Annotated in this window: 15 protein-coding genes; 8 read left to right on the forward strand and 7 right to left on the reverse strand. The window is 52.0% G+C overall.

Annotated elements, in window-relative coordinates:
- Positions 1–346: 346 nt before the first annotated feature.
- The 6 genes from EKM99_RS01630 to EKM99_RS01655 all read right to left on the reverse strand — a co-directional run bounded on the left by EKM99_RS01630 (position 347) and on the right by EKM99_RS01655 (position 8,313).
- The gene (locus EKM99_RS01630; protein ID WP_125580274.1) at positions 347–1,576 is read right to left on the reverse strand and encodes an MFS transporter; all 1,230 of its coding nucleotides are present in this window, start codon (positions 1,574–1,576) and stop codon (positions 347–349) included.
- 371 nt (positions 1,577–1,947) lie between these two features.
- Positions 1,948–2,898: a Dyp-type peroxidase gene (locus EKM99_RS01635; RefSeq protein WP_125580276.1), complete on the reverse strand. Its 951-nt coding sequence runs from the start codon at positions 2,896–2,898 to the stop codon at positions 1,948–1,950.
- 156 nt (positions 2,899–3,054) lie between these two features.
- The gene (locus EKM99_RS01640) at positions 3,055–4,221 is read right to left on the reverse strand and encodes a MalY/PatB family protein (protein WP_125580278.1); all 1,167 of its coding nucleotides are present in this window, start codon (positions 4,219–4,221) and stop codon (positions 3,055–3,057) included.
- Positions 4,221–5,078: a DUF3737 family protein gene (locus EKM99_RS01645; RefSeq protein WP_125580280.1), complete on the reverse strand. Its 858-nt coding sequence runs from the start codon at positions 5,076–5,078 to the stop codon at positions 4,221–4,223. The genes EKM99_RS01640 and EKM99_RS01645 overlap by 1 nt, the downstream gene beginning before the upstream one ends.
- A gap of 116 nt (positions 5,079–5,194) precedes the next feature.
- Entirely contained in the window at positions 5,195–7,264 is a 2,070-nt protein-coding gene (locus EKM99_RS01650) for a hypothetical protein (protein ID WP_125580282.1), read from the reverse strand.
- Positions 7,261–8,313 (reverse strand): glycosyltransferase family 2 protein, encoded by a 1,053-nt coding sequence (locus tag EKM99_RS01655; RefSeq protein ID WP_125580284.1) that lies wholly within the window; start codon positions 8,311–8,313, stop codon positions 7,261–7,263. Before EKM99_RS01655 ends, EKM99_RS01650 begins: the two co-directional genes overlap by 4 nt.
- Before the next feature lie 208 nt (positions 8,314–8,521).
- On the opposite strand from EKM99_RS01655, the gene EKM99_RS01660 reads away from it, so the two are divergent.
- Positions 8,522–9,256, forward strand: a complete 735-nt coding sequence (locus EKM99_RS01660) for an SDR family NAD(P)-dependent oxidoreductase (protein ID WP_125580286.1) — start codon at positions 8,522–8,524, stop codon at positions 9,254–9,256.
- A 115-nt stretch (positions 9,257–9,371) separates the two neighbouring features.
- Here EKM99_RS01660 and purH read toward each other — a convergent pair whose 3' ends face one another.
- On the reverse strand, positions 9,372–10,901 hold the full coding sequence (gene purH, locus EKM99_RS01665) for a bifunctional phosphoribosylaminoimidazolecarboxamide formyltransferase/IMP cyclohydrolase (protein WP_125580288.1): 1,530 nt from the start codon (positions 10,899–10,901) through the stop codon (positions 9,372–9,374).
- A 513-nt stretch (positions 10,902–11,414) separates the two neighbouring features.
- On the opposite strand from purH, the gene EKM99_RS01670 reads away from it, so the two are divergent.
- The 7 genes from EKM99_RS01670 (at position 11,415) to EKM99_RS01700 (ending at position 22,139) form a co-directional block, all read left to right on the forward strand.
- Positions 11,415–12,866 (forward strand): GH25 family lysozyme, encoded by a 1,452-nt coding sequence (locus tag EKM99_RS01670; protein WP_125580290.1) that lies wholly within the window; start codon positions 11,415–11,417, stop codon positions 12,864–12,866.
- Positions 12,867–12,886: 20 nt separating this feature from the next.
- Positions 12,887–13,531 carry a hypothetical protein gene (locus EKM99_RS01675; protein WP_125580292.1) on the forward strand — a complete coding sequence of 215 codons (645 nt, stop codon included), beginning with the start codon at positions 12,887–12,889 and terminating at the stop codon, positions 13,529–13,531.
- 1,014 nt (positions 13,532–14,545) lie between these two features.
- The gene (locus EKM99_RS01680; RefSeq protein ID WP_125580294.1) at positions 14,546–15,715 is read left to right on the forward strand and encodes an AI-2E family transporter; all 1,170 of its coding nucleotides are present in this window, start codon (positions 14,546–14,548) and stop codon (positions 15,713–15,715) included.
- 181 nt (positions 15,716–15,896) lie between these two features.
- The gene (locus tag EKM99_RS01685; protein ID WP_125580296.1) at positions 15,897–17,366 is read left to right on the forward strand and encodes an ABC transporter permease; all 1,470 of its coding nucleotides are present in this window, start codon (positions 15,897–15,899) and stop codon (positions 17,364–17,366) included.
- Positions 17,367–17,378: 12 nt separating this feature from the next.
- The gene (locus tag EKM99_RS01690) at positions 17,379–18,038 is read left to right on the forward strand and encodes an ABC transporter ATP-binding protein (protein WP_125580298.1); all 660 of its coding nucleotides are present in this window, start codon (positions 17,379–17,381) and stop codon (positions 18,036–18,038) included.
- Between the two features lie 689 nt (positions 18,039–18,727).
- Positions 18,728–20,122, forward strand: coding sequence for an FAD-binding oxidoreductase (locus EKM99_RS01695; RefSeq protein WP_125580300.1), 1,395 nt, complete (start codon positions 18,728–18,730; stop codon positions 20,120–20,122).
- A 379-nt stretch (positions 20,123–20,501) separates the two neighbouring features.
- A complete protein-coding gene (locus tag EKM99_RS01700; protein ID WP_125580302.1) occupies positions 20,502–22,139 on the forward strand; it encodes an alpha-glucosidase in 1,638 nt (545 codons plus the stop codon).
- The last annotated feature ends 133 nt before the right edge of the window (positions 22,140–22,272 follow it).

A 22,272-nucleotide genomic window follows, 5' to 3' on the forward strand; every position in this document is an offset into this window, starting at 1 on the left:
ACGTGCTTAGTTTAACATATATGGCGGACAGATTCCTTAGCTAATTGATAGCGCTTTCATATTTATTAAGGCTCAGAATATGAGGAAAGGTCGTGGATTGACGCACTGTGTGTCCTAAATTTATGGATCGCTGATTTTGTTTTCTAAAAGTGTCTATCGTGAAATGACAGGTGATGTGACGAAAGCTTTGTCGTCTTAAGATTTTCTTAATATCTGGACTAAGATTTTTTTAAATCTAGTCGTCACAGAATACCTCTCTACGATTATTCGCAATTTAACAGAATGCAAAATGCCCCATGATTAGTCGACGCACAACTAACCATGAGGCATTTATCTGTACTTAATGTTAAGCAGTTTTTACATGAGCTTTACGAATCTCTGGGACTAGCCACCAGATGAGACCCAGGTTAACCAGCATCAACAGCGCGGTCGAGAAGAAGACGGCATTGTAGTTGAAGACTCCGGCTAGCCAGCCGCCGAGCAGTGAGCCCATCATGTTGCCGATGGCTTGGAAGGATTGGTTCCAACTGAAGACGGTGGAGGTCAACTCAACCGGCGAATTTTTCGTCAGTAGCGTTTGAATTTCTGGGAACAGGGCCCCGTCAGAAATCCCGACCATGAACCGCAGAATCCCGAGCATCCAGACGCTGGTCACGAACCCTTGCGGCAGGTACATCAGAAAGGCAAACACGTAACCGAAGATCAAGACCTTACCAGAGCCGTGCTGATCCCCGTAACGGCCGAGCCGCGGGGAAGCAAAGATATTTGAAATCCCTGGTAAAGCCGCGATGACGCCGGCGACCACCGTGATGGGGCCGACGTTGTGCATCAGTTCCTTGACGTACAGACTGATGATTGGCGAAATGGAAATGTTCCCGAATTGAACAATCATGGTGGAAGACAACAGCACCAGAATTAATTTGGGATTCGGGAAGGCGGCCAGCGGGTTGTGACTCTTTGGCGCATCCGGCTGCTTGGTGACCGGCTTGAATTTTTCTTCGACCATCACCCAGCTCATTAGGAACGTAATAAATAATAGGGCGGCCGTGATGAAAAAGGTCAGGCGAATCGAGAAGACTTGCGCCAGCACCCCACCGATGACGGGTCCCAGCAACATGCCACTGGTCACCCCGGTCATCAACGTACTGAGTGACACGCCACTGTGTTTCCGCGGTGTTTGTGAAGCGACCAACGCCTGTGCATTTGAAATGAATCCAGCGAAGACCCCCTGCAGTGCCCGCAACGCCACTAACTGCCAAACGCTGGTGGCAAAGCCCATCAACGCCATGGCAGCGGCGGTCCCGAGTGATGACCGTAACAGCATCAGTTTACGACCCTTACGATCGGCGACCATCCCCCAGAGTGGCGAGGCAATCGCGCTGACAAAGAAATCGGCGGCGTAGACCAGCCCACTGTACATGGTGACCTGCGACTTGGTGTAGTCGCCTAAACTACTAATATACAACGATAGAAATGGCATGATCTCGCTAAACGCCATGCCGGCAACGAACGTACAAAACCAGAGAACCCGCAAATTTCGGCGCCATGGGCCGGACTCTCTTTCAGCTTCGTCCAAAATGGTTCAACTCCTTGTAAAGTGAATTGACCGGTGAGATTACCCAAAGTAATGCAAACCAATCGTGAATTATCCGTAATGGTAACTCTACTAAGATACGCCCATAGTCCCGGAACGTCAACGTTAGTGACTTGATTGTATGCGCTCGCAAGTGTTTAAGATAGCGGCTCAGGAAAAATTGAAAAGTTTCGGTAATGATGAGAATCCCCAGCTGGTCTAGGTGGAAACGAAAACCAGCCACACGCCCGCCGAGAATTTGCGGGGTGTGGCTGGTTGGGGAGTTAAGTGTTAGAACGGCCGTGACTATCCGCTTGAGAAGGGTGGGTGGCCACGGTCGCGTTTAAAACAAGGCCATCGGCTAGCGTCAGTGACTAGTCGATTCCGTAGTCGCCGTCCGCAATGGTTTCCAGCAAGCGCCGCGAAGGAATAAAGAAGGCGGCGCCGGTGATTGGCGTGCTAAAGTCCAGCAAGCGGTCGCTCTGCGTGAACATGTTGTTCAACATGCGCTGGGTCACGGTGAAATGGCGGGCGTAGCCAATGAAGTAGGTGCCGACAATGCCTTGACCTGGCTTCGCAAAGGGCACATTCATCCGCACAATCTTGTGTTCGATGCCGTCCGCATTATCTTGCGAGGCAATGTTGTGGGCGTTCGGTAGTTTTTCGGTGTCGTCCAGTTCGCGGTCACTGAATTTGTGACGACCGATGGATTTTTCCTGGCCCTCGGTCTTGAGCGCGTTCCAGGCGTCCATATTGTGCAAGTACTTTTGCGCGAAGGCGTAGGAACCGTTGATGAATTCTGGGTCTTCCTCACCAATCAGGGCGTACTGCGTGGCGTCGGGACCGGCCGGATTTTCCGTGCCGTCAATGAAGCCGATGATGGCACGGCCTTCAAAGTAGCGGAAGCCAGGCGTTTCGTCCACCACGGTCGTCCAGTCACGTAAGAATTCACGCGCTTGATCCATGACTTCGTAGACCACGGCCGTGTCTTTGGCCCGAACGTGGAGGAACAGGTCACCGGGTGTGGCCGGCGCCGTGTACTTGGGGCCCTTAATTTCCTGAAAATCGACCAGTTCCTTGGGCACGTTGGCGTTAGGGAAAAGTAATTTCCACGCGGTCGCCCCAAAACCAAAGGCAACGCGAAGATTGGCATCTTGTGCGCGAATGGCCATACTCCGTTCGATGGCGGCGAGACGATCGGCAAATTCGGCAATGGCCGCGCGATCCTTAGCGAGGTCGTTACGGTCCATAACGTAGGTGGTAAACATGATATTGTCGCCGGCATCCCGGTAAACATCCTGGGCATCTGCTGGATTGATTGGCATGATAAAACTCCTCCTTGTAAATTCGAGTGAAATCGCTATCAAATTCAGTATATCACGGGCGACTAGCGGATTGACAGGCAAGTGTTATCGCCTGATAAAATTTGCTCAAAAAAAAGCGCCCGGACGTTAGGCGAGCTAACATTCAGGCGCGGCAATTTATCGTTGTTCAAACGTGTGAATCCCTTGGGCCAAGCGGTCGAGGCCGTCTTGCAGGCGTTCGGCTGGGCAGGCAACGTTGATCCGGACAAAGTCGTGACCATCGCCGCCATAAACGGCGCCAGCGGTGATAAACAGGCCAGTCGTTTGGCGAATCACATCACACAATGCCTGGGTGTCATGCGTGACATCGCGACAGTCGATCCAGACCAGGTAAGTGGCGTGGCCCTGAATGACGTGGAGGTCGGGCAGGTTCTGTTCGATGAAGGTCGTCAACGTTTGCTTGTTGGCCGTAATCGTTTCGTTGAGTTCATGGACCCAGTCCGCCCCCTGCGTGTAGGCCGCAATCGTTGCCGGAATGGCAAAGGCGTTGGGCTCGGCCAATTCTTCACTGTTAATGCCGCGGTCGACACTGTTCCGCAAATTTTCGTTGGGGATGATCAGGGTTGCCGCGTGCAACGCTGCGACGTTAAAGGTCTTGCTGGGAGACACGGCGGTGATGCTGTTGTTAGCAGCGGCGTCACTGACGGAGGCAAACGGGAAGTAGCCGTGGCCCGCATCCGTGATATCGCCGTGAATTTCGTCAGAGAAGACCGTGACGTGGTTCGCTAAGGCGAGGTCAGCCAAGCGTCGTAATTCGGCCGGTTGCCAGACTTTACCCACTGGATTGTGGGGATTACAAAGAATCATCAGCGTCGTCAGTGGGTCAGCGAGCTTTTGTTCCAGGTCGTTCCAGTCCACGTCGTAGGTACCGTCGTGGAATTGGAGGTCGTTGGCCAACACGTGCCGCCCGTTATTGACGATGGAGTTGTAGAAGATATTGTAGACGGGGGCTTGGACCAACACATTGTCGCCCACGTGACTCACCCGCCGCACGGCAGAGGAGATGGCGGGCACGACACCAGTCACAAAGCGCATCCAGTCGGGATTGGGATCCCAATTGTGTTCCGTGGCGTACCAGTGTTCCACGGCCTCAAAGTAGGCAGTCGGTACTTCTTCATAGCCGAAGATCCCGGCGTCGGCCTTGTGCTTGATGGCGTCGACAATCGCTGGGGCTGTGCGGAAGTCCATGTCCGCCACCCACATGGGCAGTTCATTATCTTTCACGTCCCACTTGACGGAATCGGTGTGACGCCGGTCAATCATTTCAGAAAAGTCATAGCGCATTATTGCAAAGCCTCCTTGGTCGTGGTAATGGTGGTACGTTGCGGGTCGATGGCGGGATCGTCGAAAATCACTTGGCCGATGGCGGGTGCGGTAATCTTACCGTTGACGGGGTTCTTAACACTATCAATTGCCGTGTTGATGGTCGCGTCGATGTCCGTACAGTATTCAAAGGACAGGTCGGTGTTGATCAACGAACAATTCTTCAAGGTTAAATGGTCCACGTAACACAGCCCTTGATCACTTTCCAGCCAACAGTTAACGAAGGTGATGTTCTTCGTGTTCCAGGCCAGGTATTCGCCAATGATGGTGGAATCGTAGACGGTCACGTTATCACAGTTCCAAAAGGCATCGTGCGTGATGAACGTTGAGTTGTGTACCTCGACGTTCTTACTGCCATCGAAGGCGTAGTTACCCGTAATCTTAAGGTTGTGGGCCACGACGTTGTCACTGTTCATCCCAAAGTAGTCCCCGGTAGCCGTGACGTTATCGAGTTGAACGTCTTGGCACCACCAGAGAGTTTCTCCGGCGTTGGCAAAGGTCACATCGTCTAGCTTGAGATGCGACGCGTGCCGGAAGGTCTTGGTGGCTCGCACGAGGCTGTGGCGCATGGTCAGGTCATCACTGTACCAAATGCCAGCGTGGGCGTCCGGTTGCCAGGTGGTGTGATCCAGGGTCGCGTGGTGCGTGTACCACAGCGGATATTTCCACTTAAAAATGGTGTGGTCAATGGCCACGTTTTGGCTGTGCTTCAACGGGGATTCCCCGTCAACAAAGGTACTATTCGTAATATGGAGGTCATGTCCTTGGAACAGGGCACGTTCCCCGGTTAAGGTTTGTTGGTTAATTTCTTTAGTCACTAGTAGATTCGACTCCTTTTTTTCCGATGAAGGGACTAGAATTCAGGGCCTGTGACCCTATGGTGATTATTCTAGTACCTTCGAGTGGCCCTAAGGCAAGTTATTTCAGAAAAAAGTTAAATTCGTCGGCGATACCAATAGAAACGGTCGATGACCAGGAGCCCGCTTAGCCACATAGCACCGAAGAGTAGCCAGAATTTGCCGTTTGATAATACCGGCGCCACGCTAGTTTGTTGAACGTTGAAACGCAAGTACTGGTTCGGGTGATGCTGGATGGCTTTAGGTAATAACGGGTAGGTAGCTGGGGCCGTTAAGACCCTGATTGGTCGGCGACCTTGATTGGTAATGGTCAGCGTATAGGCGCCTGCGGACTGAAGCGGAACGGTTTGGTTCATGTGAATCTGTTGGCCCCGGGAGCGCCAGACGATTTTGCCCTGACTATTTTTCAGCGTTAAATGCCCAGTTAGCTTTTGCCCATTGCTGACGCGAATAACGTTAAAGGGCAACGGCGCCGAGAAGGGTTGCGTTAAGGATTTCTTCGTGGCGATGCTCAAGCGGTGGCCCTGGAAATAACGGCCCTCATTTTGACTGACAACACTGACGGGCTCACTGTTGGAATGCACCATCAGATTGCTGTTCTGCCAGGCTGCACCAGCTAGGAGAACTGTAAAGGCTGCGGCCATTCCCAGCGGTAACCAGCTTGAACGTTGGGAATAGCGGAGAATATTTAACGGTTGTCGGTAGCCCGCCGCGGTTCCCATGATTAAGAGAAACAGCAAGGGCAGGGCGTAACGTTCCTCGGATTCCCAGAAGATGACGTGAAAACAAGTGAGACCGATAAAGAACAAGCCACCCAGCAAGTAAGCCGAAGTCAGGTGGTGACGGCGGATCTGTTGAATGCCCCAACCAAGGTTGACCAGAATCAAGGCTAGGTAGCTCACTTGGCACCAATTGGCCAGGAACCAATCGGTCGTTGCCCGGTGTTGTCGGTACCAGTTGGGAGCACGATCAAAGGCAGAATTGACCTGAAAGGCATCAAAGGTTCCACTGGCTAAGAAGAGCCGGGCTTTGCGGTACAGATGGGTCAGAATGCCTACGGGCCCCATCGACTGAAGCCGTTGCGTGAGCGTTTGCTTGGCCACAGCCTGTTTGGCCGCCTTGGTTGGTTGCAGGCGGATATTGGCAACGTCGGTTGGATTGTATTGGCCATAGGTCGCCGGATTCCAACTCATGGAGATCCAGCTGGTTGCCGGCAGTGAGTCATTTTGATTAATGGTATAGCCGTTGGCCTGTTGTGTTTTGCGGGAAAGCCCGCCACCAACTACCAGCGTGGCCAGTAAGACCAGCGTGAAGAGACAACGGGTGAAACTTTGGTGTGGCGCGTGATTGGGTCGAATCCAAATGGTCAGTACGGCCGCAATCAAGAGGACAATGAAGTTGGCCTTAAGCAGGTAAGCCGCAACCAACAACAGACTGAGTAAAAGACTGCGCCACGTGATTTGTTGCCAGCTGGTTGCCCGCTGTAGGTAGCGAAAGGCCGCAATGGCTAGTAGGGCTAATGGTAGGACGTAGGTATCACTGTAGGTGTTCAAGGCGTAGGTGTAGAGGGGAATCGTGGTCATGATAATCACCATGAAGAGATTTGCCCGGGCCGGGTTCTTGTGGTGAAGCTGTTGCCAAATGGCGACTAAACCTAGGTCCAGCCAGGCAAATTGCACCAGGTTCAACCAGACACCACTGTTGTAGGAGCCTGTAAACAGGTGACCCACCCGCATGACAGCACTGAGCAAGAGCGTAAAACTCACGTTGTTGGGGTAGGTATAGAAGTAGGCGTTCCAGTGCTGACTGCCGTGAATCAGGTCTAAGGCCTGTTGATGCACAAAGTACAGGTCAGCCCGTGGTGCCGCTACCCAAGCAGTTGCGACCCACAACTGAATGAGGAGAAAGAGCCCCCAAAGGCTCCAACTGACCCAGCGACTAGTCTGGGGTTTGATACGGTGGAAGTACCGGAAGAGCAGGCCGACCCCGCCGAGATAGAGGGCACTGGCCATGAGTAAAGCTAGGGGCTTTAACCAATCGTGATCGACACGGATCGTCACCGGACGCAAGGCGAGTAAAAAGGTGAAGAAAAGCACCAAGCTAATAAGGCCACCTAACGTGACGGTGATAACGTGTCGAAGTTTCATGAGCGGCCTCCTGAGTGGACGGATTGATGGTTGAGATGCAGGGTAACGGATACCGGCTGGCGGTTAACGGTCTTGCCAATCGCAAAGCTAGGTGAGTAGGTATCCGTTTGAATAATGAAGCGTGGGCGGTGCTTAACCTCGGTGAAGGTCCGACCTACGTATTCCCCAATGATACTGATAGCAACCAGTTGGAAGCCACCTAAGAACCAGAGGGAAGCCATGATAGAACTCCAGCCGGTCACGACGGTGCCACGTAGATGCTGCACGAGAATCCAGAGCAACATGGCAAACGCGCCGGTGCAGATGACGAGTCCGGCGTACAGCACGGCCCGGATGGGTGCCACTGAAAATGACAGCACGCCATTGAGGGCAAAGCGCAACATTTTCCGTAAAGGATATTTAGAGACGCCGGCCTGTCGTGGCTGACGCTTGTAGTAGAGTTTCGTTGAAGGAAAGCCCAATTGGGGGATGATACCCCGAATAAATGGGTTGCTTTCCTTGCAGGTCATGAGGGCATCAACGACGGGCTTCGTGAGCAATCGGAAGTCGGAATGGTTTGGCACCAAGTCGACGCCGAGTTTTCCCATGAACCAGTAGAAGCCCTCTGCGGTCGTCCGCTTGAACCAGGAATCGGTTGAACGGTCGTTCCGTACGCCGTAAACGACGTCGTAACCAGCATTGGCTTGTTCGACCATGCCAGGAATCAGTGTCGGGTCGTCTTGTAAGTCAGCGTCAATCGTAATGACGAAGTCTGAGTGAGCGCCAGCCGTCTGCATGCCCCCCATTAAGGCGGCTTCTTGGCCATAGTTCCGACTGAATTTCAGACCGGTGAATAGCGGATTCTGTTGTGTCAGTTGATCAATTATCAGCCAGGTCCGGTCCTTACTCCCGTCGTCAACGAATAAAATTTTACTGTCAGCGGCAACGGCCTTTTTCTGAATGAGATCGGTTAAAATGTTTTCCAGAATCGGTGCACTAGTTGGTAATACAGGTTCTTCGTTGTTGCACGGGACCACAATGGTCAACCGTGGTAAGTGTGTCAGCTTCATATAAATCGTCTCCCCAAAGATATAAAAGCGTAATCCCCTACGCTTCTTCATCATAAAACATCCTGGCGTTTTAGATAACCAGAGCGCTCATATTTTAGTAATTTTTAAGGGAGATTAACTTTTCTTGACGCATTTAGTTAGCGCGCGATAATTAAAATCGCTATAATTGGTCTTGTACATAAAATAACAAAACGGAGGTTTACCGATTATGGGAAAATTGGATGGAAAAGTTGCAATCATTACCGGTGCTGCACAAGGAATGGGGGCTGCTCACGCGAAACTGTTTGTTAGCGAAGGGGCACAAGTCGTCATCACCGACATCAAGGTTGATGAGGGTGAAGCGCTCGCCAAGTCTCTGGGCGATCACGCTCTGTTCATCAAGCATAACGTGGCCAGCTCTGCTGACTGGGCTCAGGTGGTTCAGACGACCAAAGAGAAATTCGGCCACATTGATATTTTGGTGAACAACGCTGGGATTTCGTATGCCAAGCGGTTACAAGAGATCACTGAAGACGACTACCTGAAGATTTTCCAGATTAATCAACTGGGAACCTTCCTAGGCTTGCAGGCGGTCGCCAAGGAAATGGTCGCACAACATTCTGGCTCCATCGTGAACATTTCGTCTCTGAATGGCCTGGTTGGTGGTGCCGTAGGGTATACCGATACGAAGTTTGCCGTCCGGGGGATGACCAAGGCCGCTGCCGTAGAATTGGCGCCATCTGGCGTCCGGGTTAATTCGGTCCACCCTGGTGTGATTGAAACACCGATGATTTCGCAAGCGGGATCGGCAGAAATCGTTAAGCAGTTTGCTAAGGCGATTCCACTACGGCGGATTGCGAAGCCAGAAGAAGTGGCTAAGCTGGTTCTCTTTGTTGCCTCAGACGACGCCAGTTATTCGACTGGCTCCGAATTTGTCGTTGACGGTGGGATGTCTGCACAATAATCTTTGGCCTGTCGAGCATGACTTGAAGATTCAATAGAATGGCTATTTTTGGCCATAAAAAGACCGCTGCATAACCTTTACTGGTTCTGCGACGGCCTTTTCTTGTGGCGTCAATTTAGTGGCGGAAGTGACGGTTACCGGTAAATACCAAAGCAATCCCGAACTTGTTCGCCATGTCGATGGATTCTTGATCACGAATACTGCCACCTGGTTCGGCAATGACGGTGATGCCGTGCTGGGCGGCGTATTCGACACAGTCGGCCATGGGGAAGAAGGCATCGGAGACTAAGACGGCTTGGTCATAGTTAGGCTTGACCTCTGCCTTGCCCACGGCAATTTTAACTGCGTCGATACGGTTCATTTGGCCGGGGCCAACCCCCAGTGTTTGGTCGGACGTATTGATGAGAATCGCGTTACTCTTGACGAATTTGATGGCCTTTAACCCGAAGATAATGCCTGCCAGTTGATCGGCATTGGGTTGGGCGTGGCTGACTACTTGAAAATTAGCGGGGTCATCAAAGACGTTGTCACGTTCCTGACGGAGAAGACCGCCGCGAACACTGACCAGTTCATCAGCTTCGGGCGCCTTGGCCGTGCTGAAATCAACCGTCAAAAGGCGCAGGTTCTTTTTCTTAGCCAGCACGTCGTAAGCATCGTCTTCAAAAGCGGGGGCGATGATGATTTCCAAGAAGAGCTTGTGCATCTTGGTTGCCGTTGCCAGATCAACGGGGCGGTTGAGGACGATGATGCCACCAAAGATCGACATCGAATCGGCTTCGTAGCACTTATCCCAAGCTGTCGAGAGGTCAATGGCGGAGCCAATGCCACAGGGATTCATGTGCTTGAGGGCCACGACGGTAGGGTCATCGAACTCGCGAATGAGGCCCAATGCCGCGTCGGCATCCTTGATGTTGTTGAAGGACAAGGGCTTACCGTGGAGTTGATTGGCGGCCGCAATTGAGTACGGCGTCGGTTCGCAGTCTTCGTAAAAGGTGGCGGTTTGTTGCGGATTTTCCCCGTAACGCAACGCCTGTTTACGTTGGTAGGTCAACGTTAACGTCTCAGGCTTCGCTTCATCAGTTAAGTAGTTGGCAATCAGGGCATCGTAGTGGGCGGTGTGGTGGAAAACCTTTGCCGCCAGGTGCTTACGGAGTCGTAAGTCGTCAGTCTTTTCGGCGAGCGCGTGCCCGACCTGATCATAATCGGCGGGATCACAGACGACCAGAACGTCCGCGTAGTTCTTGGCAGCGGCCCGAATTAAAGAAGGCCCACCGATATCGATCTGTTCGACGGCAGCGGCTAGCGTGACGTCTGGTTGGGCAATGGTTGCCGCAAATGGGTAGAGGTTGACACAAACCAAGTCAATTGGCTTAATGTCGTGTTCCACCAACGTTTGTTGATGTTCAGGATTGTCGCGTTTAGCCAAGATTCCCCCGAAAACTAAGGGATTCAGTGTCTTGACCCGGCCGTCTAACATTTCTGGAAAATGGGTTACTGCTTCAATCGGGGTGACCGGCAAGCCAGCTTGAGCCAACACAGCCTGGGTCCCACCAGTCGAAACGATTTCAAAGTCTTGAGCAAGCAACATTTTGGCGAATTCAACTAAACCAGTCTTATCAGAAACACTTAACAATGCACGGCGCATACGGGAGCCTCCTAGTTGTATTTTTGCGTACCCCCATCATACGTGAATTTCTCTGAACAATCAACGGGAACAAAATATAAATATTCGTATATCGAATTACTTTCACGTTGATAAGGTCAATTAATAAATATAATTGTAATTAAACGTGAACAATCCGTTAATGGTGACCAGGCCATAGCTGAATCCCGCGTTCTTCGTGTCTGGTGGCAAGCAACTTAGTCCTTTTCCAGGGCAAATCGTCTATTTGGTTGTTTCGCCAGCCTAACCGTTCTGCTGGCGGATGGTCACGACTATCGTTGATTTAACGGCGTTCCTGTAATAAATATAATTGTAAAACGTGGTAACTGAACTGCAATCACCCTGTTACGGAATGCACATTTTAAAAGCCTATGGTTAAGCAAGATTGCGAAACGAGGTGGTGCCACAATTACGGAGGAGTCAACGTCCCGGGGAGATTTGCGGGACGACCAGAGAGTCGGGGAGACCAAATTTAGATAGGGAAGTGCCAAAAATATGTCGAGTAAACAGTCATGGACGAAGCGGTTGGCGCGAACAATCGTTGCGGCGAGCGCACTCGCCTGTATCGCGGTTGCTGGCAGTCAAACCGTTGCCCACGCCAGTACCTTAGCGATTCCAGATATTTCTGAGTGGCAAGGGAAGTTAACCGCCAGTCAGGTCGCTAATTTAAAGAGTCAGGTGTCCTTTGTGATCAACCGGCGGCAGTACGGGTCGTCGTATACCGATCTTTATGCCACCAACAACACGGCGTTGTACGTGAAATACGGGATTCCGTTTGGTGAGTACGATTACGCCCGGTTTACCAGTGCCGCCAGCGCCAAGACTGAGGCCAAGGATTTCTACGACCGGTCGAACAAGAGCGCTAAATTTTACGTCTTAGATTTTGAAGAAAACGATGTCACTTCAGGGACCACCAACGCGGCCGTCAAGGCGTGGTACGACGAAATGAGTGCGTTGACCAACAAGAAGTTAGTCTTCTACTCTTACCAATCGTTTGCGACGAGCTATGCCAATACGGCCCGCCAGAGCTTCGATGCCCAGTGGATCGCTAACTATTCATCGACGCCGACGATTTCATACGCACTCTGGCAGTACACGGATAACAATTACCTGTCCGCGCTGGGCGAATACACGGACAACAGTAAGGCCGTAACGACCGTTCACCCCATTACCTGGTGGACGGATGGCGTGACCACGGCGTTGGCTGACACGTCGACGAGCACCAGTGCCACGAGTTCTAGTTCCACGAGTTCCACTGACACCACGAGTTCGACGACTGCATCGACGTCAACCAGCACGGCAGCGACCAGCTATGCCTACAGCGGGTACAAGGCTGGCCAACACATCTACCTACATAAGGGGGCAACCACCTATACCGATGGGTCGGCAATTGCCGCTGCGGACCGGCAGAAGTTTTACAGCATTTCTAAGGTGAAGAGCGTGACGAGTGACAAGTCGAAACAGGCGCTCTACATCAGTTCGTTGGGCAAATGGGTGCTGTCACAGGATGCGACGGGGTATTGGGTCGGTCAACATGGGTCCTTTAACTTGAAACACAAATTGTATATTTATTCGGATGTGAACTTAAAGACTAAAAAGGGCAGTTACTACGTTGCTGGCGATACCGTTGCCGGTAAAGTGGTCAAGGCATCCAGTGGCCAATCGTACCGGATTAAAACGAAACTGGGTTACATTTCCGGGAACACCCAGTATTCAGACCATGCCTACTACGAATCATTGGGATCGAGCACCAGCGTCAAGACGACCAAGAAGTTGTATGAATATTCGAAATCCTCGTTTGCCAAGTCTAGTCGGTCAACGGCCGTTAGCAAGGGTACCACGCTGAAGGTCACTGGGATTAAGAAACGGTCGTCTGGTTCCCGTTACTTCGTGTTGAGCAATGGTAAATACGTGACGGCACTGGCTAGCTACGTTACGGAAAAATAACCGAAAGAAGTTGAATAGATATGCAACGTAAAACGAAAATCATTACGACCGTCACCACAGCCTTGGCCTTACTTGCTTTGGGCTCTGGCACGGCGTTAGAAATTCACGCGGCCAATGACGTCAGCTCCGTCAGTCAGACGACCGCGCCAACCACGGCGACCGCGGATGGGACCAAGCTCACCGCCGACAGTGCCAGTGGGACCAAGAGTAATTACAAGGTGAAATACAAGGCCAGTGGCGACCAGTCAGCAACCTACCAGAAGACCACGTACGGCAGTACCAATACGGCGGCCAGCCAGGTCGATTACGTGGGCAGCAACACCCAAGGGACCACGGTTAACTTAAACAACGGGACGACCGCCGTGATTCAAGGCACCATGGGGCACACTTACGTCCACTGGAACAAGGGTGATTGGTCCGTCACCGCCGTTACCAGTAACGCCGACGCGAGTGGGACCCCGACCCAATTTGCCAAGCAGGTCAACAGTCAAATTACCAAATCTGGTCTGCCAAGTAGCGCGGATACTGGCGCGATTACTGTTTACAGTCAGGCGGATAGTGACGAGACGAACTCGGTGACTTGGCAGGAGGGGAAGCAGGTGTACCAAGTCAGCGGCACCACCGCCGACGCCACAGTCAAGGTCGCCCAAAACGCTGATAACTAGTGCTTGGTTGGTCCTTTGCAGCGCCTTAGCACGTGTTAAAAATAGGCCGGAACGCTATGGGCGGACGGTCAGAGCCGAAGAGCGGTCTCTAACCTCGCTTTGAGCCGAAAATCACGTCTCAAAGACGCCATTTTCTGAGGAGAACACTCAGAAAATCCCATGGCTGAGCCTATTTTTAACACGCACACGGCTGACACGGTCCGAACCAATCACGTTGTCGCTGGCATTGGCCGACAGAACTGTGGCTATGTATTTAACAGAGTGTGGGATGGCCATGTGGTTGTAATGATATGTGAGCTGGCGCCTTGCCGGGCGGAGAAAATAGGCCGGAACGCTGTGGGCGGACGGTCAGAGCCGAAGGGCGGTCTCTAACCTCGCTTTGAGCCGAAAGGCGCGTCTCAAAGACGCTATTTTCTGAGGAAAGCACTCAGAAAATCCCACGGCTGAGCCTATTTTCTCCGCCCTATCGGCTGACATGGTTGTGACCAGCGACAGGGTGGTTGCGTTTTGAGCGACTGAACTGTGGCTGTGTTCTGAACGGGTAGGTCTCTCAGCGCATTGTCGTCCAAAAAAATATAGACTATCAAATGGTGATTCACCAGCTCAAAACTGGTGAGTCACCATTTTCGTCTCACAAAATCACAAAACCCTACGAAGAATGCCGGCTGACTAGCTTTTCCGGGAAGGCCACCGTAAATAATTTAACTATGGTGAGCGATAGCCGGAGCTGGGCAGATTCACCGTCCTGTGTCGGTGGTGTTAGACCGGGTGGGCTGTTCCCGGCCTTACAGCACGGGACGTGCTTGGAAACTCGCGTACCGTAGCGAGGTTTCAAGCCGAGCTGGAGGACCGTTTCTCAGGCCGGAAGCGGTCCCCATAGGCGGTGTGTCTGCCCAGCGGAGGCGGCAAGCGCAAACATAACACAAATTATTTTGGCTTTCCGCGAAAAATAGCTAGTCACCGGCGTTCGTGAGCCTTAAACTAGAGCTATGCCTATTAACGGGAGGGGTCGCATTGAAGAACTTGCGTCAGCCTGAATCAGGAATCTCCTGGTTCTACCAACGATTTTTAAATAATCATATTACGATTTTGCTCTTAAATATTTTTCTCTTACTGCTGGTCTTGAACGAACTCATGCAAAATGCCTGGATCCTCACACCAGTTTGGAAATTCATCGGGATTACCATGCCAGCCATCGTGGTGGCGGGGATTCTGTTTTACGTCCTGGATCCGTTCGTCCATTTCATGGAACGGCGGTTTCACTTACAATCGGTGCTGGCGATTGCGGTGGCGATTCTCCTGACGGTCGGCATCATTGTGATCATTTTTCTCAATTTAATTCCATTTCTCACCAAGCAAACGTCCGGCATCATTGGCGCCTTGCCGCAGTTTGCCAATGACATGCTGCACAACATCAATCACCTGAACCAGGAGCACCACTGGCTGTCCAACAGCAACCTGGCGGACATCAACGACCGCGTGTCGACCTACTTTTCCAAACGGGGGCTGAACCTGCTGACCGGTACGTTGAGTTCGCTAGGGAACGTGGTGACCACGGTCAGTGACTGGATCATTACGATTATCACGGCGCCGCTGGTTCTGTTCTTCATGTTGAAGGATGGCTCGCGCTTTCCCCATTACATTAGTCAAGTGGTACCAACAGCGTACCGAGCCCGGTTTATCACGATGCTCGATCAGATGAACGTCAAGGTCAGTTCCTATGTTCGGGGGCAGCTGACCGTTGCCTTGTGTGTGTTGATTATTTTCACGACTGGGTATTCGATCATCGGGCTGCGTTACGCGCTTTTGATTGGGTTGTTAGCCGGGCCACTGAATTTGATTCCGTATTTCGGGTCGGCCATCGCGCTGATTCCGGCGCTGATCATCGGGGTGGTGACGAGCCCCTCCATGTTGATTGGGGTCGTCATCGTCTACCTGATTGAGTGGGTGTTGGAAACGCAGGTCCTGTCGCCACTCATCATGGGGAACAGCCTGGCGATGCACCCAATTACCATTGTGTTTGTCCTGCTAGCTGGAGGAAAAATGTTCGGCCTGATCGGCGTGATCTTTGGTGTTCCAGGGTTTGCCGTCCTCAAAGTGTTAGCAACGACGGTGTTCCAATGGTATCAAGAGTATTCCGCGCTGTATCCGGACGTTTTACCACCGGACGAGCTCGAGCCTTAACGTTTTATTAACCTGGCTATTTCCAGCGAAATAGGTGCTAAACGGCGTGACCATTACGGTTAACGCCGTTTTTATTTTGCCGGTGTTTCACAGTTAGTTTGGGGAACCGCCCAACTTTAAGCTTCCGCAAAGCCCCCTTTGCCATACTCGTTAGCATGATATGAAATGGAGGCGACCCTGAATGAATTTTTTCAAACGGGCCTGGTTAAACGTGTGGGCGAAGAAGGGCCGGTCAGTTTTACTGATCCTGGTTTCGTCCGCCATCTTAATGTTCGTGTTAGCAGGTTTACTGATTCGCAGTGCGGCGGTTAAGGCGACCGACCAAGCGAAGGCGGACGTTGGCGCGACCGTCACCTTGTCGGCGAACCGGCAAGCGGCGTTTAAGAAGATGCAGAGCAGCAGTAGTAGTTCCACGAGTAAATCAAGTCGACCGAAAATGACGTTGACGCCGGTGAAACTGAGCGATGCCACTAAGATTTCTAAGTTAAGCAACGTCAAGAGTACCAACGTCACCAGTAGCACCACCGTGAATGCCAAATCCTACGATGTGGTTTCGACCAGCACGGGGATGGGTAGCAGTAATGGCGGCGGTCCCGGTGGCATGAAGTCGTCGACGAGTTCGGGCGATACCCAAATTGATGGGGTGACCGCCACCAGTTTAGCGACTGACTTTAGCAGTAACCAAAGTAAGATTACCAAGGGCCGCGGGATTACCACGGCTGACAAAAACACCAATCACGTGGTCATCGAAAAGGACCTGGCGAGCCAAAACAATCTGACCGTCGGCGATACGATTACCGTGAAGGAGACCGCTGGTGATAAGGCCAAGGTCAAAATGAAGATTGTTGGGATTTACAAGGCTAGTTCCACCAGTTCCAGTAGCACGAGTCCCATGAGTACGGATCCGTCGAACACGATGTACACCTCGTACACCCTGGCCAACACCTTTAAGGGCAGCACGTATGCTGGAACAGCAGACTCCGTGACGTTTAACATCAGCAATCCTGCCAAGGTCAGCAGCGTCAAGACGGCCGGTAAGAAGCTGATCAATTCTAGCAAATATTCCCTGAGCACCGATGACTCCAGCTACCAGACGGTTAAGGCATCCATGGACAACGTGGAGGGCTTTGCCAACAAGATTGTTTGGCTGGTTGCGATTGCCGGCACGATTATCCTCGCCCTGATCGTCATCTTAATGATTCGGGAACGCCGCTTTGAAATTGGCGTGCTCCTGTCCCTAGGTGAGGCGCGCTGGAAGATTGTGGCCCAATTCTTTACTGAAATGTTGATGGTGATCGTGATTGCCGTGGCGATTGCGGGTGCCGGTGGTAAATTTGTCGGCGACCAACTGGGTTCTCAGCTGGTTTCTCAAAGTACGACGACCACGCAGACCACGTCAACCAGCTCCGGTCAACCCGGTGGTGGTAGTGGCGGCGGTCAACCTGGTGGTAACGGTGGCGGTGCGGGTGGCCCAGGGTCAACGAGCACCACGACTAGCGCCAAGGCGGCCGATACCGACCTGGACATTAGCGTCAGTGCCGTTGATTTGGCCGAGCTGGGTGGCTTTGGCTTAGCCATCACGTTCCTGTCCATCATGATTGCTTCCGGTGGGATTTTACGACTGGAGCCGAAGAAAGTCTTAATTTCCTAAGGAGGAACGCGCATGTTAAAAACGGAAGGCTTGGGTTACTGGTACCAGGATAAAAGTGAACCGCTGTTCCAAGACATTAATCTCGAGTTCGACGTGGGGCAGTCCTACGCAATTCTGGGTCACTCTGGAACGGGAAAAACCACGTTTCTGTCGCTGATTGCCGGACTGGATAAGCCCAAGGAGGGCGACATTCTGTTGGGTGACCGGTCGCTGAAAAAGATTGGGCTGACCAACTACCGCCGACGCGATGTTTCAATCGTGTTCCAGGCGTACAACCTGTTTACCTACATGTCACCGTTGAACAATTTGCTCACGGCGATGGCAATTACCGGTGCGGAACATGCCGGCGACAAGCATTTTGCCCTACGCACGTTAAATGATCTGGGCATCAACGAGGACCTCGCCACCCGGAACGTCCAACAGTTATCCGGTGGGCAGCAACAACGGGTCGCGATTGCTCGGACGATGGCCTGTGACGCCCAGTTAGTGGTGGCCGATGAACCGACCGGGAACCTCGATGAGGATAATACCAAGGAGGTCATCGATCAGTTCCAAAAGATTGCTCATGACCGGCAGAAATGCGTGATTATCGTGACCCATGAACCCGACGTGGCCGCCCGGTGTGACCACCAATATCGGTTGGAGAACAAGCAGTTTACCAAGCTGGCTTAAAGTCTCAAAGAAGCTAAAACGGACCAGCTAACAGACAAGGTTAGTTGGAAATTGCCACCTGCGGCTGCCAGAGATTCCGGCTGCTGTGGGGACCGCCTGCGGCCTGTGGGGCGGTCCTCCGGCTCGGTTTGAAGCCTGTCCAAGACCGACAGTCTCCAAACGCGTCCCACGACGTAACCTGAGAAAATCGCTCAGCTAACGTCGTCGACACAGCTGCCTCCATCTCTGTCCTCCTCCGGTTATGATTGTTTCTTCAATATGACATTGCCGTGACTATCGCTGGACTGGCGACGTTTGTCTACCGTAATTGGGCATGGACCAAATTTGGCGAATGGTAAGCCGACGGGGTTCGATAGTGTGGCCAATATTCAGCGTTATATAGCGGTTTATGCCCGACTTTAGTTAGGTGCTAATTGAATGGCAAAAGGCTCTGTTCCAGCACGTTCCAGTGAGAACTGTGTTGGTATAGAGTGGAACAGGCACCCGCAATGACCGAGCTGGTCGTTGGTGGGTGCCTGTTTTTATGTTGCAGACAGCTGGAATTGCTGTCAGGGCTGGCTGAGTAATTAAACCTGTACTTTTAAGAATTACGTGTTAGAATGATCACTGAAAACGACATTGAACGGAAAAGTATCAGGCATGGAACCGGTTCCGTTCAGAATTAAAATAAAACGAAGAAGGCCTTCAGCATGACAGTTTTTAGTGCGTACTCTGATGAGGAAATGGCAACCTATCTCCAGGAACAAGTTAAGGACGGAACGGTTTACACGGATGAAAAGACGTTGAAGAAACAGTCCTTCAATCCCAATGCAACCGGTGGTGAAACAGGCTTAGCCCGGGCGTTTGTCGAGGTTGGTAGTGTTGATGATATTCAAGGTGTCTTGCGGACAGCGCGGAAATTTCACATTGCCGTGATTCCCCAAACCACCTTTAGCAGCACGGTGATCGGGTCCGATGGGATTGCTGGGGCAATTATCCTGTCAACGCGGCGGATGAATCAGATTTTGGAAATCAGCAAGGAAGACTCCGTGGCGGTTGTCCAGCCCGGCGTCGTCAATGGCGATTTGGACCAGGAAGCCCGCAAACAGGGCCTGTTCTATGCGCCAGATCCCGGTTCCAAGCCATTTTCATCCATCGGTGGGAACGTTTCAACCAACGCCGGTGGTATGAGTACCGTGCGTTTTGGCGCAACCAAAGACAATGTGCTGGGCTTGAAGGCCGTACTGGCGGATGGTCGGGTCGTCAAGCTGGGTGGCCGGACGCTGAAACAGGCCTTCAGTTACGATCTAACGCAACTCTTCGTGGGCTCTGAAGGCACGCTGGGCATCATCTACGAAGTGACTGTGAAATTAATGCCGATTCCGTTGGGCAAGTCCGTCATGGGCGTGGCCTTCTTCAAGGATATGGGTGCGCTGGCCGCCGGTGTGACCGCGGTTCGTATGTCTGGTGTCTACCCGACGATGCTGGAGGCCTTGGACGGCAACACCGTAGTGGCTCTGGACCGGTACGAAGGCACGCACTATGCCGATAACAGCGGCTCCATGCTGATCTTTCGGCTAGATGGCAGTAGCGACGAGAGCGTGGGCGTGCTGAATGATTTGCTTGCCCAGCACGACGCTCAAAACGTAAAAGTCACCACGGATCCAGCGGAACAAAAGGCTTTAGAGAAGTTACGGCAAGACATGTTACCCGCCGTTTTCTCTGGCAACAATCACCTGATGGAAGACATGGCGATGCCACTTTCCAAATTAGCACCGATGATGGACTTCCTGCAGGACCTCGGCAAGGAATTGGGCATTAAGATTTACACGGCCGGACATGCCGGTGACGGTAACGTCCACCCAACCTTCACGTGGTCCGAAGATGAAGACGAAGTGCCCGCTGTGATTATTGAAGCGCTGCGCAAGACCTTCTGGAAGACGCTGGAACTCGGCGGCACCATTTCAGGCGAACACGCCGTGGGAATGCTGAAAAATCAGTGGAACAATCCCGAACTGGGTGAAACAGTGGACCTGTTGCAACACCAAATCAAGACGCTGTTTGATCCCATGAATTTATTGAATCCTAAGCGGAAAATTGACTAGGGCTGGTCGCTTCTGGGGAAGTACTTTCCCAGGCTGACCGAAATGAATGATACGTAGCAGTCGCGCTCAAGTGATGAGTGGGGCTGTTTTTTTCGCCTAATCAGCATGGAACAAGGCGGAACTCTAGGCCGTTCCGGGTGTCGTGTTCCAGCAAAAAGCGGTGAGCAATAAACTGGTAGTTATCTGCTATGTCGATTATTATTAACGATAATATCTATGGCCAACAATAGTTCAGTTTGGACGAAAGATAACCACTAAGCATAAAGTTTGCTAAATTGGCCGACAAATTAGATAATTATTGGTACAATTGGAGGCGAATACAATCCCCGGAATATAACAATACAACCGGTTGCAAGCTTGCAACGAAAGGAAGACAGCAATGGCTGACGCACAGTGGTGGCAACACGCGGTCGGGTACGAAATTTACCCCAAGAGCTTTTTAGATAGTAACCATGACGGTGTGGGCGATTTGCCCGGCATCCAAACGAAAATTTCCTACTTACAATCCCTCGGCATCGACTTTGTTTGGCTGTCGGCTTTTTACCCCTCCAGTCAGGTCGATAGTGGCTATGACGTCACGGACTACCGGAACGTGGATCCCAAATACGGGACGCTAGCGGACTTTGACCAATTGATCACGGCGTTTCACGCGGCTAATATCAAAGTGGTCATTGATCTGGCCCTCAATCACACGTCCGTCCAGCATCCGTGGTTTCAGGCTGCCATGGCGGACGTGACGAATCCCTATCACGACTATTATATTTGGCGGGCAACGACTCCCGGGCAGACGCCCAACAACTGGGAATCGATCTTTGGTGGCTCCGCTTGGACCTATGTACCAACCGTACAAGCCGCATACTTACACACTTTCGCAGAAGCCCAACCAGATTTAAATTGGGAAAATCCCGCCGTTCGCCAGGAAATGGCGGCCACCATGCAGTGGTGGGCTGACCGCGGCGTGGATGGCTTCCGCCTCGATGGCGTCACTCACTTGAAGAAGCGGCAGGACTTTGCCAACGTAGCCCATCCGCGGACTGATTACTATCAGGACGTGCGGGGCACGGATGCCTTTTTAGCTGACCTGCAACCCGTTATCAAACGTAATAAGCTACTGGTCGTTGGCGAGGCGGGCGGCATCGACCGGGAAACAGCACAACGCTGGTTGGACCCGGAACAGGGATACTTTAACCTCCTCTTGGAATTCGATCACGTTCATTTCTGGGAACGCGCCGAGCCCAAGCTACCTGTCGCAGCATTACGGGCGACGCTTTCCCACTGGCAATTTGGACTGGCAAAGGTCGGTTGGAACGCGCTGTTCATTGAAAATCATGATTTACCCCGTGCCGTTTCCTATTACGGCAACGCTCAAGATTATCGACGGCGTTCCGCGAAGGCGCTGGGGCTGTGGTACCTCCTAATGAAGGGCACCCCGTTCATTTATCAAGGGCAAGAACTGGGGTTACCCAACGCTGATTTCACGGAGATTGGCGATTACCGGGACTTAGACAGTCGGCTTTATCACCAACAGCAGCGGGCTGCCGGGGTACCTGAGACGCAGATTTTGCGCCAACTGGCGATGAAGAGTCGGGACAATGCGCGAACACCCATGCCGTGGACCCATCAGCAGTACGGTGGTTTTTCTGACCAGCAACCGTGGATTAACATGACGCCGGGTACGGAACAGATCAACGTGGAACGGGAAAGTCATGACCCACATTCAGTTTTAACGTTTTACCAGCAGCTCATTCGCTTGAAAAAATCCGTGCCAGCCCTGGAACAAGGGCGATATGAGCTAATAGATACGCGTGATGATCAGCTGTTTGTCTACCGGCGGACCCTGAACGGGGACAACTGGCTGGTCGTCGTGAACATGAGCAATCAGGTCGCCACCACGCAAGAGTTTGATTTAACCACAAGTGAATTAATTTTTACCAACACCGAAGTTGACGCCGATTCGGATGAAAAACAGATTGCGCCGTGGGAAGCTCGTCTGTACCATTTACGGAAATTCGAATAAAATCGGACAAATTATCAACTGAATCTTCGGCTCCCTTTTTATACCGTAAACTTTTTTATAAATTGCGGTGTAATACTTGCAATTCGGTAAATTGTTCTTTATTATTAAATATATAGATATTTCTATGGGGTCA

This window comes from Levilactobacillus cerevisiae, assembly GCF_003946245.1.
Lineage (GTDB): Bacteria > Bacillota > Bacilli > Lactobacillales > Lactobacillaceae > Levilactobacillus > Levilactobacillus cerevisiae.

Bases quoted from the DNA above. Each gene is read 5' to 3' on its own strand.
- EKM99_RS01635 (WP_125580276.1), bottom strand. From the start codon at position 2,898: ATGCCAATCAATCCAGCAGATGCCCAGGATGTTTACCGGGATGCCGGC.
- EKM99_RS01640 (WP_125580278.1), bottom strand. From the start codon at position 4,221: ATGCGCTATGACTTTTCTGAAATGATTGACCGGCGTCACACCGATTCC.
- EKM99_RS01650 (WP_125580282.1), bottom strand. From the start codon at position 7,264: ATGAAACTTCGACACGTTATCACCGTCACGTTAGGTGGCCTTATTAGC.
- EKM99_RS01655 (WP_125580284.1), bottom strand. From the start codon at position 8,313: ATGAAGCTGACACACTTACCACGGTTGACCATTGTGGTCCCGTGCAAC.
- EKM99_RS01660 (WP_125580286.1), top strand. From the start codon at position 8,522: ATGGGAAAATTGGATGGAAAAGTTGCAATCATTACCGGTGCTGCACAA.
- purH (WP_125580288.1), bottom strand. From the start codon at position 10,901: ATGCGCCGTGCATTGTTAAGTGTTTCTGATAAGACTGGTTTAGTTGAA.
- EKM99_RS01670 (WP_125580290.1), top strand. From the start codon at position 11,415: ATGTCGAGTAAACAGTCATGGACGAAGCGGTTGGCGCGAACAATCGTT.
- EKM99_RS01675 (WP_125580292.1), top strand. From the start codon at position 12,887: ATGCAACGTAAAACGAAAATCATTACGACCGTCACCACAGCCTTGGCC.
- EKM99_RS01685 (WP_125580296.1), top strand. From the start codon at position 15,897: ATGAATTTTTTCAAACGGGCCTGGTTAAACGTGTGGGCGAAGAAGGGC.
- EKM99_RS01690 (WP_125580298.1), top strand. From the start codon at position 17,379: ATGTTAAAAACGGAAGGCTTGGGTTACTGGTACCAGGATAAAAGTGAA.
- EKM99_RS01695 (WP_125580300.1), top strand. From the start codon at position 18,728: ATGACAGTTTTTAGTGCGTACTCTGATGAGGAAATGGCAACCTATCTC.
- EKM99_RS01700 (WP_125580302.1), top strand. From the start codon at position 20,502: ATGGCTGACGCACAGTGGTGGCAACACGCGGTCGGGTACGAAATTTAC.